We start from the raw sequence: 12,245 nt of genomic DNA on the forward strand, positions 1-12,245 counted from the left end.
ATCATCAGGGAAGTCTTTTCATCCGCCGGTTGTTTAAGAATAAAGCATTGGTCACCAGCAAAAAAAAGGCGAAAGGTTTTGTTACTTTTCGCCTTTTCCCTTTAACCTTTCCCCTATCTATTGATTACAGATCGTTTTTAATTTTTGATTATAATCAGGATTTAGCGGTTCATTGGTTTGAGCCAGGCGCTGCGAACCTACATTGGCCGGACAGGCAATGCCATTAGGTCCGTCATAAACCAAATCGGGTTTTGTGCTGAGGAGTTCTTTCGGTACGTAGATCTGTACCGTGGTTTTTGAATAGCTATGCGGATAAAACCTGATGTAATATCCATCAGGGTGTAATGACCATATGCCTGACGGTACCGCCGGATCAGGCGCTGGAGCCAAACCGGCTAACATGGCATACTTTTCCATCTCTTCGTAAGATGAATTACCAGAGGCTGCTAATCGGCGGATATTGTTTTCAGCCTCAAAAACGCTTTGAACCGCAGGCGGCAATTGGCTTTTAGCTTTATCCATTACACTGGCGGGCAATACACCCAGGGCACCGCCTTCCAGCATTAACAGTTCATTAGCTGATAGCAGCCTGGTCGCGGTAAGCTTAATATCGGACCCCATATCAACAAACCTGGTGCGTGCAATAATCGACCATAATAATATCTGGATGCTATGCTGGTCAACCTCGGGATGAGTTTCAGCATGTTTTAATATCAGTATCACCACATCGCGCTTTGGCCCAAGCACCGGGGCAAGCATATACCCATCGCCTGTACTGGGGCCGCGGGTACCAGCATGAAGACAATAGCTTTTGCTGGTCATTTCATAAAAACCGGCGCAAAGCTTAAAACCGCCCCCGGGTGCTTTGGGCAAAAGGTATAAAGGCTCGGCTACCTGACCTTCCATAAACGATGGTGGTTTGGAGCCTGTCTTGTTAACGTCATTAAAACTGGTGGTAATGGCCTGCGGCTGTTTCAGCAATTTATTAAGGCTGCCGCCCGATACCATATCGGCTCCTTTATCCAATATGGCTTTCCCAAAACCGCCAAACTGGGCTTGTACAGCAGTGCTGCAAAATAGGCAGATACCCAGACAAATGATAAGATGTTTTTTGAAGTTTTTTAAAGATAATAGGTATATTAGTGTAGGGAGCAGGAGTTTATTATGTTTCATATAGATATAGTGTTTAAGTTTCAATTGCAATAAACAAAAAATACTATAAACTGTTTGTTGATTTTATTCACAATTGTTATACAATAGTTAATATATCTATTGATGGAAGCAATAAACCCGTTAACTGGCTATTTATTTCAACTCAAGCTCCATTTGGATATTAGCACGTTCGTATGGTGAAGGCCTGCCTGCTACCTTAACAAAGCCCAATTTATGATACAGGCTGATGGCCGGTTTTAAAATGGTGTTACTCTCCAGGTAAAGTTTATGGCTGCCAAGGGCTTTGGCCTTTTCGATAATAGCCTGTCCGAGCAAAAAGCCTATATTTTTTCCCTGCGCCTTTGGCGAAACGGCCATTTTAGCAAGCTCATAGTCATAATCAGGATCGTCCATTTTCAGTAGGGCACATACACCAACGGGTTCGTTATTATAAAGCGCGACCAGGATATGGCCGCCGTTGTTGATAATGTAACTGTTGGCGTTATCAAGGGCCTTATAATCGGCATCTTCCATTACGAAGTATTTGGAGATCCATTCTTCATTCAATGCTTTAAAAGCCCGGGCATATTTAGGTTCATAAGGCACGATGTGTACTTTATTGCTCTCCCTTATTTTTTGATGTGCCTGTACCCGGCGCAACAATGATTTTTGTTCCAGCAGGTATTCCCATTCTTCAATAGCCTTCCATAGGTCATGATTCGCCTGTGCTAAAAGTTCTTCAACGGCGTTAGTCACATCTGCATACTGATCCTGGATTTTTTTTCCAACCTCAACCCCTTTAGCCGACAGGCTTACCATGTTGCGCCTGCCATCAGCCTTATCCTTTTTCTCAATAACAAAACCGTTCTTCACCATTTCGGCAGTGATCTTACTTACAGAAGGGTGCGAGTGGCCGATCTCTCTGGCGATAGCAGTGATGGTAAATTCGCCACCATTCTGTAATACATAAAAAACCGGGAACCATTTAGGCTGAAAGTCGATATCATATAACTTGTAAATGCGTGCCGCGTCTTCGCTGATAGCTTCGGTTAGCATCCTTAATCTGCTACCTATGGCCATCTTACCTACTTTATTAAAAAATTCCATATTAATAAGTAATTAATTATGTAACTGATTACACAAATGTATAGTGTTGTTTTAATAAGTGCAATAGTGGGTTACAAAATCAATGTCATCGGCAATTCATAAAACCGGAGCTGCTGGCGATTAAAAGAAGTTTTATCTGAACCGTTTCTGAAAGATTGCTTAAATTTTTTTCGAATGTAGAGACGCATAATTGCGTCTCCCGCTTGCAATTTACGGCGATTGGGGCACTTTTAAATCGACTTGTCCTCCGGGTGACGCAATTATGCGCCTCTACATTTTTTGTATTTTAGTAAGTTTAAATATTATGCTAATGCTTTTCCCATTAACGGATCGCTGAAGCTTGATTTACCTGTTTCAACCCGACCTGCAAAGCGTTTACCGAATTTATTAAAACCGTCAACTTTTGTACTGAAATCATACCAGTTATGGCTTTTGCTTAAGTTTAATGCAATGGTTGTGCTGGCTCCTGCTTTTACAGCAACTTTATGGTCACCGGTTTTATAACCGTTATCTGTTACTGCAATGGTTTGGGCTTTATTGGTATGGTTTGTTATTTTCAGCGCGATATTACCTGTCAGCTTACCGGCAAGCTGCTCATATTCGCAAATAATATCAACTAACGGATCGGTTACGTTACCCCGGTACTCTCGGAAGAAGCCGTTAGGGCCATAGATGCGCAAATGGTATTCGCTGTTTTCAAACTCATGTAAAGGCCAAACATCCGCCAGGGAATCACCGGCTTTAACGGTATAGGCCCAGGTACGTAGGTCTTCCATTTTTTGCGGATCATTCATCGTTGCGTATTTGCCGGGAGCATACACGTTAAATGGTGAACCTAATGCCTTAGCGCCAAACGCCTTATTGCTGGCAGTAAATTTAATTTCGAACGATTTTTTATCGGCGCTTAGTTTGCCATCGACATACAACTGGTAGGGCAGGGCTGATGATGGTTTGATCCCTTTTTCCTGTTGCGGCATGTGCGGTGACAAGTGCGGATCTTTATTGATCTGCGCAATTTCATCGGCAGTCAGCAACTTATAGTCCGAAGGGAGTTTTTTGAATTGAGCTTTATGAATACTCTCCAAAAATGCTTCCCTTGCAACAAACTCAGGATTCTCGATCTTCTCGCCGTTATATGGGCGGAAAACGCTCGAAAGATCACCGCAAACTGTACGGCGCCATTGGCTGATATTAGTTTCGGTTACTTTTTTACCGGTTTTGTGGCTTAAAAAGTTCTCTAAAAATTGCAGGGTTGAAGTATGGTCAAACACTTCTGAATTTACCCAGCCGCCGCGGCTCCATGGTGAAGCAATTACCAACGGCACACGGAAGCCTAAACCGATCGGGCTTTCACGATCAAATACTTCCGGGAAGTTGTTGCGTGCTTTTTCCTGTTCTAAAGTAACGAATTCAACGCTTGGGTCTATACCTGCTGATACTTTACCGGTGCCTGGTTTATGTGGGTTTGGCGCGGTGAAAGGAGGGACGTGGTCAAAGTAGCCATCATTTTCATCATAAGCTAAAATGAAAACAGTCTTTTTCCAAACTTCGGGGTTTTGGGTAAGGATGTCCAGCACTTCAGATACGTACCATGCACCGTACCAGGCCGAGCTTGGATGGTCAGAAAAATGCTCGGGCGCCGATAGCCAGCTTACAGTTGGTAATTGACCTCCTTTTACATCGGCACGGAACTGGTGTAATACATCTCCTTTAGGTACTAAAACTTCGCGTTCGGTGCCTTCGTCATTATATTTCAGCGGACTTAAAGTGCGATAGTGCGGATCATTGCTATTGGTTACGAAACCTTTCTGGTGAAGGCTTTTTTCGCGCTGCGACAGGCTTGCAAATTTCCCAGGATCAAGGTTTGCCATATCCTTTTTGATGTTGTCCTGGTCGCGTTGTTTTTGTTTAAGCTGCTTTTGTAAATGATCTATATGTGCATCGCCGGCAGGCAAAGCAGCAATTTGTTTTTCAAGGGCAGTTATCTCATCAGGTAAAGCTGTTGATCTTTTTTGCAAATGGGCGATGTGCTTATCGTACAATTTAATATTGTACTGGCCAAAAAATTCCAGCGGGTTATCCTGGAAATTTGATAACCACGGATTTTCTTCACCCTGTAAACCGGTATCAATGGCAATTTCGTTTTGGTAATGTTTCCATGATATATTATGATCTTCCAAACGCTCGGGGAAGGTAGCCCAGTTCAGGGTACCATAATCCATATCATCGTTCCATACGTGTGCAAGAGAGTTTTCATGCTGTTTGGCACGGATAGTACCGCTCCAAAAATATAGCCTGTTGGGGTTGGTGCCTGTCAGGGATGAGCAAAAGTTCTGATCGCAAACGGTAAAGGCATCGGCCAGGGCATAGTAAAACGGGATATCCTCGCGGTTATGGAAACCCATGGTTAAAGGCATGTTGGAGTATTCCTTAATGCCGTTACGCTTAACGTTAAGCCATTGGTCAAACTTGCCGTCGTTACGGGCATTAACCTGGTTGCTCCATGAATGCGGCAAAGAGCTCATCCAGGTTGCTTTGGTGTTTTTTATATCAAGGTGGAAGGGTGCATAAGTTTCGCCTTTTTTATTTGATTGCAGCCAAACCTTGTTTTTGTTCGGTAGGTCGATAGCGCGCGGGTCGTTGTAGCCGCGTACTCCCTTAAGCATCCCGTAAGTATGGTCAAACGAGCGGTTTTCCTGCATCAGGATCACGATGTGCTCAGCATCCAGGTAGGTGCTGCCCGGTGCCGGGTTAATGGCCATTGCTTTTTGAATAGATTCGGGTAAAATACTGGCGAGGCCGGCTGCACCGGTTAATAGGGCTGCTTTTTTAAGAAAATCTCTCCTTGAATCAGACATGTGTATTTCAGTTTAGTTCATGGCCTATGATGATAGATCATGGTTGATGTTAGTAAGTGGGCAATATCAGGATTTATGCTTGATTTTTAAAAGTCTATGATCTATGAACCATCAACTATGCCCCCCGTCTTTCCGCTTGGCAATCTCCTGCTCGCATAGGCCAAATGACAGGGTCATGCCGTTACCGCCGAGGCCATTGATGAGGGTTACCCCGGGCTCAATATCAACAATAAGCTCATACGCGCCATTGGTCATTTTGGGGTAGATGCCGTGCCATGACTGCAGCATTTTCCAGTCTTTAAAATTGGCGAATGTATGTAAGTACTCAATTATCAAATTATTAATAAATTCCTTATCAAACGGGTCATGAACCAAACCGTATTCGTGCGAATCGCCTATGGTAAGCTCGCCGCTGCCATTTTGGGATACCATTACGTGGATGCCCCATTTCAAATGTGTGGCATATTGTTCTTCATAGCGTTTGCGCAAAGCTGGCAATGAAGCTGCGGCCTGGAACCCCGGGTAATGAATCATAGACAAGCCACCACATAGCGACGGACCTATGCGCCATTCATCGGGCTGGGTAACTAAACGCATCATTTGGAGCTTACATTTGGTGATCTGCGTTTGCGCGAATAGCTCGGGATATAAAGTTTCAAAATCGGCACCGCTGCAAACATAGATCTCGTCGGCTTCCCAGCTTTGGGTGCCTGAACTTACCTTTGGATGTTCAATGCGGCTGATAGCAGTGTTCCAGTGAAATTCGACACCAAATTTTTCGGCAAGATAAGCTGCCACCTGCTCGATGGCTACCCGCGATTCAACAATCATTTCCTCGCCGCTCCACAGGGCGCCTTTCAAGCCATCGGTATTAATTGCCGGCGATTTTGAAACAGCTTCGCCCGGAGTTAGCACAGCGCAATCACGGTATTGCTTGTTTACATCTACATACTCTTCAATTACCTGTAGTTCATCATCGTGATAAACAAGGTGTAGCGAGCCAACCTCATTATGCCAGATCTTAGCCTCGGTACAAACTGTTTTCCAAATGCTTTTTGATAGCATGGCGCGCTCAAACATCGGTCCGGTAGCCTGTCCTATAGGCCATACCATACCAAAGTTCCGGATGGAAGCACCCACCGCGCGTTCGTTACGTTCAAATACGGTTACCTGATAGCCGCGAACGGCCAAAGCGCGGGCTGTAGCCAAACCTACAATGCCTGCGCCTATGATTATTGCACTTTTGTTATTGTTCATTGGTTCAATAGTTCATTGGTTCATCGGTTTGAATTGTTCAAACCTCAATTGATTTAATTGGCTGGATTGAAAGTTAGAGTTTGTTGCTCATCAGTTTCATCTGCAATTATCTTTTTTTTATCACGGGCAGCGCTTTGCAAAAAGTAAATGAGCGATAATGCGCCGCAAATTCCGCCAACAATGGCTACAGTCATTACATTTTCCTGAAAAAAGGTTCCCCAGCTTATTGAGGGGCGACCAAGTTCTTTTACCAGCAAAACACTAACACTGCCAAGGTAGCCCATCGAATCAGCAATGTACATGATAAAGCCCACGTTGCTTTTATAGTGGAACGAGGCTATCATCCGCTCAAAAAATATAGCATTGTAGGGAACGTAGCCCATGTATAAGCCAAGGCCTACCAGGGTCATCCATAAGGTTGGGCTTACCATTTTAAGGGTAAACAGGATGGTTGATATACCTACCAGCGCGCAACCGGCAATGATCATTAAATGGATGATACTAAAAGCACGAAGGTTTTTTCGTACAAGGATCAGTAAACTCATGGCGACTAAAACCACCAGCGAAATTTTAATATCGGTAGTAGTAAAAATGCTGTTATCCTTAATGCCCAGGCTGGCCCAGATCTCTACTTCAAAATTGTCGCGCACGTCGCGCATAATGGTGAGTAATACATAAACAATAAGCGTGAGGATAATACCCGGCAAGAAACGGATGACGAATAGTTTACGCTCTGCTGCATTCATCGGTGTACGTTCCGAACGCAGACGTTTATCTTCGGCGGTAGGGGCGGGGATAAGCTCCATACAACCTACAAAAAATAACAACGGCAGTGCAAATACAGCCCCCGTTAAAAAAGGCATGTAGTATTCGTTTACATGAAAACTGCTTATAAGCGTGCGCCCTGTGGTTTTTACAAAACCCGAGGCAAAAATGAGGCTGATGGATAATACCGAGGCCATGAACTCTGTTGAGCGGCGGCCTTCCAAATAACCAAAAACCAGTCCCCAGATAAGGCCAAGCGGGAAACCGTTGATGAAAAGAAACGCAATATTCCACGGGGCCGGTACAAAAGCAAAGGCCAGCAGCGCCGCCCAGGCAATGCCGATAAGGGTTAAAATATATCGTGCACGGGTTTTGCCGTTTACTTCGGCTATAAATTTTATGCCGTAAAACTTGCTGCTCATATAGCCGATAACCTGCGCTATAACCAGCCAAACCTTATAATCAACATGAAAGTACTCGTGACCAGTGAAAGTTGCCGCTGCAAATGCCTTACGGAAAGCATACATGGATGTATACGTTCCAAAAGCCGAAACCGCCGCCAAAACTGAAATCAGCGCATAAGGCAATTGGGCTACTTTTGCACGTAAACTTTCAATCAGCCTCATTATACTATTGGTTTATGATCTCAACTACTTGTGCAATATCGTCAATAATATGGGTAGGATTATAGGTTTCCAGCTCGGCACGGGTAAAAATACCAGTGGTTACACCTATGGTGTATTTGCAGCCGGTGTTTTGCCCTTCGCGTACATCAACCTCGGTATCCCCCACTTTAGCAACTTCCAAAGCATCAGTTATGCCGGCCTCAAGCATCATTTTTTGGATCATAAAGGGGTGCGGACGACCAAGTTCTACCTCGTCTGATCCAACAACGTAATCGATCAGCCCTTTCTCGTGCCATTGCAGGCGGTTTACAATAGTATCGGCAATATCGCGCGAGAAGCCGGTATTGATACCAACTTTAACGCCCTGCTCATGCAGTTTAGCAAACGTTTCCTCTACGTTTGGCAGGGGTTCAATACCCGGCTCAAACTGGTAAAAGTTAATCATTTGCTGTACAAATTCTTTATGGATAGTGGTTACAAGCTCATCGGTAATCAATGATTGGTCGGCTTCATGTTCAACAAGCATTTTACGAATGGCCAGGGTTTTTTCATAGCCCATCAAAGGATCTATTTTCTCCAGTTCAACCTCGTAACCAGACTTTTGCATGGCAGCCCTGAAAGCCTTGCTAACTTCATGATCATCTTTAACCGTAGTGCCGGCTATATCAAATACCACTAATTTTATGCTCATAATAACAAATATAATTGTTTAGCAATACTAAACTTTTTTTATTAAAATTAAACTAAATTAGTGTTAAAGTTTGGTTAAGGGAATTTGTGGTTGGTTTTGTTTCCTTAATTTTCAAACGGGAAACGTATGTACGGCGTTTCTACAAAAGAACTATTGTGAAAATTTGAGCCATACAGACAAGTAAATTGAGCCATGCAAGAAATTCCGTCATGAACAAGATACCTGATATTTGTTTTAAATTAAATATCAACTATGGGGAACATAACGAAAATAAATTTGGGCAAAAAAGGCCCGCTGGTTTCAAAACTGGGCCTGGGCTGTATGCGCATGTCATCAGTTTGGGGCAGCAAAGCCAATGATGAAAACGAAAGTATCGCTACCATACAGGCGGCTTTAGATAATGGTATCAACTTTTTAAACACCGGCGATTTTTATGGCGCCGGTCATAATGAATTGTTAGTAGGCAAGGCCATTAAAGGCCGCCGGGATGACGCGTTTATCAGCGTAAAATTTGGCGCTATTTTTTATAATGGTCAATGGCTTGGCTTAGACCTTCGCCCTATAGCCATTAAAAACTTCATCAATTATTCGTTAGTGCGATTAGGTATCGACACTATCGACCTGTATCAGCCTTGCCGCCTGGATAATAGCGTACCTGTAGAAGATGTAATAGGTACCGTTGCCGACCTGATTAAGGAAGGAAAAGTACGCCACCTTGGTGTTTCTGAAATTACTGCGGAGCAATTGCGTAAAGCCAACAGCATACACCCGGTAACCGCGTTGGAAATTGGCTACTCATTAGCCGACAGGCAAATTGAAAACGATCTGCTGCCTGCTGCTAATAAACTGGGCATTGGCGTAGTAGCATTTGCCAATACCGCCGAAGGTTTACTTACGGGCGATATGAAAGCGCCGCTTCCGGCAGATAGCTATCATAATCACTTTTCACGTTTTCAGGGAGACAACCTGGTAAAGAACCTTGAAAAAGTTGAAGTATTAAAGCAAATGGCCAGCGACAAAGGCTATACGCCTACCCAACTTGCTATTGCATGGGTAAACGCCCAGGGCGATAACATTATGCCACTGGTGAGCATGAGCCGCAGATCGCGCCTGCCTGAAAATATACAGGCGATGCAAATTGAATTTAGTGCCGATGAAATGAATACACTTAAAACTGCTTTTGCCCAGGGGGCAATATTAGGTGGTACATATCTTCAACGATAAATGGACGGGGCTGCATAAGCCCCTCTTATTTTATATATTTACATAGTGACCAATCCAACCGAAATAATTCCAGGCGTAATCTTTTATTCTTTTTTCTCAAGGATGAGAAAGGAAAAGGTAGGTTTTTTTGAGCATAGCACCCTGGTATTACAGGTTTCAGGACAATTCAGCATCGAAACCGCTAATCAAAAAATTTCGATGAAAGGCGGCGAAATGATGTTGATCCGCAAAAATCAATTGGGCGAACTCGTCAAAATGCCCGTTGATGGCGGTGACTATCAAACCATCATCATTTGCCTGAAAGAAGATATGCTGCGGCAGCTTGCCCTGGAAGAACAGATAGAGCCAGGACGGAAATACACTGGTCAGCCCAATATCAAAATCCCCGAAAGTGAATTTCTGCGGGGCTTTTTTCAATCGGTGATTCCTTATGTGCACCATCCCAACGAAAAAATAACCAAACAACTGGGCATGCTGAAAGTAAGGGAAGCCGTACACTTATTACTACATACTATGCCCGAGCTTAAAGATTTCCTGTTCGATTTTTCGGAGCCTCATAAAATCGACCTTGAAAAATTTATGCTTAGCAATTTTCATTTCAACGTACCTGTCGAGAAATTCGCGCAACTTACCGGCCGGAGCCTTGCGGGGTTTAAACGCGATTTTCAAAAAACTTTTGATACTTCGCCCCGGCATTGGCTGCAAACCAGGCGGCTTGCAGAGGCGCGCCATCTCATCGAAAACAAAAACCGTAAACCATCTGAAATTTACCTCGATTTAGGGTTTGAAAGCCTGGCCCATTTTTCCCATTCGTTTAAAAAGGAATTTGGCAAAGCACCTACAGAGTGGGCGCTTTAACCGGAGTTTTTTTGTTGATAAGGATTGGATTTGTTATAGCCTCTGAAACAAAAGTGGCACCCTCCACTCAATTAACCATTCATTTAATCAACCCAATCAAACTACTTCTTCTCTTCAAAAAAGTATACCACCAGCATACTGGCCGTGGTATCGCCCATGTTTTTTGGGGTATGGGGGATGCGCCCGTCAAAGAGCATGCTATCGCCTTGGTTAAGAGTTACGGTATCCTCATTAAACTGGTAAGCAACCTGCCCGGATAGGATATACTTATATTCAAACGCTTCGGTTTCAACAAGCGGACGGGTTGCATCGGGCTCAAGCTCCAATATCACAATATCAACAGTACTTTGACTTATCGATTGCGTAAAGATGCGCTGGTAATGAAAGCCATCGGCATATTCTTTTTCAAAATGATCGTATTCGTGTTTGCGCTTTACCAAAACTGGGAGATGATCGCTTTTTGAACGCATATCTTTAAAAAACTCGTTCAGGTCTATCTCCAGTGCTTTAATAATATCTATCAGTACGATAAGCGATGGGATAGTGCGGCTATTTTCAATTTGGGATATCAGGCCTTTGCTAACGTTAGCCCTCATGGCAAGTTCCTGTACGGTTATATTTTTTTCCCGGCGGCGTTCTTTTATGCGGTTACTGATCTGTATCAGTATGTCTTCTTCCATTTAAAACTGGTTATTTGGTGCGCAAAGTAATTAATCAGGCTATTATCCAAAATGATTTTTTTGTTACGCTTTGAACAGCATAGTGTAAATGTTAACGGATATCTATGTAATATTGTTGTATTAGTTAAGTTTCAATAAACAGTAAGTGAGCTTTGAAATTATCTGTGGAAGCGTTCTGTAAGAAATTAATGTTAAATATGGGTTCTGATAATATATTTCATGAATATTTAATAATTACCTAACCTGTATGCTGTTTATTTGCAACTAAAAATTTTAATAACATGGTACCATCTCATTATAATCCGAAAGCTGTAGTTGCTGAAGTGTTTTCTTTATACGAAAAATTTGGCGATGCAGATTATATAGGGGAGCCTGTTTCTCAACTGGAGCATATGTCGCAGGCAGCTTCGCTTGCTGAGGCTGAGGGCTATGACGATGAGGTTGTACTTGCTGCGTTTTTTCATGATATAGGGCATCTTTGTGCTGATGCTGAAGAAGCAGGAAGTATGGATGGCATGGGCAATGTTGACCATGAGCGCCTGGGTGCCGATTACCTGTTGGAGCGTGGGTTTTCTGAAAGGGTTGCCAATCTGGTGCAGGGCCATGTAATTGCCAAAAGATATCTTACCTATAAATACCCCGAATATTATAACCGTTTATCGGATGCCAGTAAAGCTACCCTCGAATTTCAGGGAGGCGTGATGACTGAGGCCGAGGCTGCAGAATTTGAATTAAACCAGGATGCTGAACTTATCATCAGGTTGCGGTACTGGGACGACATGGCCAAGGAAATGCATGTACCCGTAAATAACCTTGATCATTTAAAAGCTATTGCCCTGGCGCATCTGCAAGTGGTAAATGAATAATATAATATTAAGTTTTTGTGATTAATATATAATCTGCCTGTTACAAAAATCACCTGCTTAACACAGGGTGAACATCAAGTTAAGTATAGCTTAATACTAAATTAGTTTACTAATAATAAACAAAGTTTAGTATTGCTGTATGAAAAATTTGACTGTTTCAC

10 protein-coding genes are annotated in these 12,245 nt (G+C 43.2%); 3 read left to right on the top strand and 7 right to left on the bottom strand.

What is annotated here, in order from left to right; all coding sequences use genetic code 11:
* Positions 1 to 117: 117 nt before the first annotated feature.
* The 6 genes from DIU38_RS31830 to DIU38_RS31855 form a co-directional block, all read right to left on the bottom strand.
* Complete coding sequence (locus tag DIU38_RS31830) at positions 118 to 1,173, bottom strand: hypothetical protein (RefSeq protein ID WP_112653498.1); 1,056 nt, start codon at positions 1,171 to 1,173, stop codon at positions 118 to 120.
* 132 nt (positions 1,174 to 1,305) lie between these two features.
* Positions 1,306 to 2,259 carry a bifunctional helix-turn-helix transcriptional regulator/GNAT family N-acetyltransferase gene (locus DIU38_RS31835; RefSeq protein ID WP_112653499.1) on the bottom strand — a complete coding sequence of 318 codons (954 nt, stop codon included), beginning with the start codon at positions 2,257 to 2,259 and terminating at the stop codon, positions 1,306 to 1,308.
* A gap of 302 nt (positions 2,260 to 2,561) precedes the next feature.
* Entirely contained in the window at positions 2,562 to 5,117 is a 2,556-nt protein-coding gene (locus DIU38_RS31840) for a phosphocholine-specific phospholipase C (protein ID WP_112653500.1), read from the bottom strand.
* A gap of 111 nt (positions 5,118 to 5,228) precedes the next feature.
* Positions 5,229 to 6,374 carry a TIGR03364 family FAD-dependent oxidoreductase gene (locus DIU38_RS31845; protein WP_112653501.1) on the bottom strand — a complete coding sequence of 382 codons (1,146 nt, stop codon included), beginning with the start codon at positions 6,372 to 6,374 and terminating at the stop codon, positions 5,229 to 5,231.
* A gap of 53 nt (positions 6,375 to 6,427) precedes the next feature.
* Entirely contained in the window at positions 6,428 to 7,765 is a 1,338-nt protein-coding gene (locus DIU38_RS31850) for a DUF5690 family protein (RefSeq protein WP_208057643.1), read from the bottom strand.
* Between the two features lie 4 nt (positions 7,766 to 7,769).
* Positions 7,770 to 8,456 (bottom strand): HAD hydrolase-like protein, encoded by a 687-nt coding sequence (locus DIU38_RS31855; protein WP_112653502.1) that lies wholly within the window; start codon positions 8,454 to 8,456, stop codon positions 7,770 to 7,772.
* Between the two features lie 252 nt (positions 8,457 to 8,708).
* Between DIU38_RS31855 and DIU38_RS31860 the strand changes: the two genes are divergently transcribed.
* Together DIU38_RS31860 and DIU38_RS31865 are read left to right on the top strand one after the other, a co-directional pair.
* Positions 8,709 to 9,680, top strand: coding sequence for an aldo/keto reductase (locus DIU38_RS31860; protein ID WP_112653503.1), 972 nt, complete (start codon positions 8,709 to 8,711; stop codon positions 9,678 to 9,680).
* A 102-nt stretch (positions 9,681 to 9,782) separates the two neighbouring features.
* Complete coding sequence (locus DIU38_RS31865) at positions 9,783 to 10,538, top strand: helix-turn-helix domain-containing protein (protein ID WP_243770604.1); 756 nt, start codon at positions 9,783 to 9,785, stop codon at positions 10,536 to 10,538.
* A 101-nt stretch (positions 10,539 to 10,639) separates the two neighbouring features.
* Here the strand turns inward: DIU38_RS31865 and DIU38_RS31870 are convergent, their stop codons facing one another.
* The gene (locus DIU38_RS31870) at positions 10,640 to 11,218 is read right to left on the bottom strand and encodes a helix-turn-helix domain-containing protein (protein ID WP_112653505.1); all 579 of its coding nucleotides are present in this window, start codon (positions 11,216 to 11,218) and stop codon (positions 10,640 to 10,642) included.
* A gap of 281 nt (positions 11,219 to 11,499) precedes the next feature.
* Between DIU38_RS31870 and DIU38_RS31875 the strand changes: the two genes are divergently transcribed.
* On the top strand, positions 11,500 to 12,084 hold the full coding sequence (locus DIU38_RS31875; RefSeq protein ID WP_091165304.1) for a phosphonate degradation HD-domain oxygenase: 585 nt from the start codon (positions 11,500 to 11,502) through the stop codon (positions 12,082 to 12,084).
* The last annotated feature ends 161 nt before the right edge of the window (positions 12,085 to 12,245 follow it).

This window comes from Mucilaginibacter metallidurans, from assembly GCF_003286435.2.
Classification (GTDB): Bacteria; Bacteroidota; Bacteroidia; order Sphingobacteriales; family Sphingobacteriaceae; genus Mucilaginibacter; species Mucilaginibacter gossypii.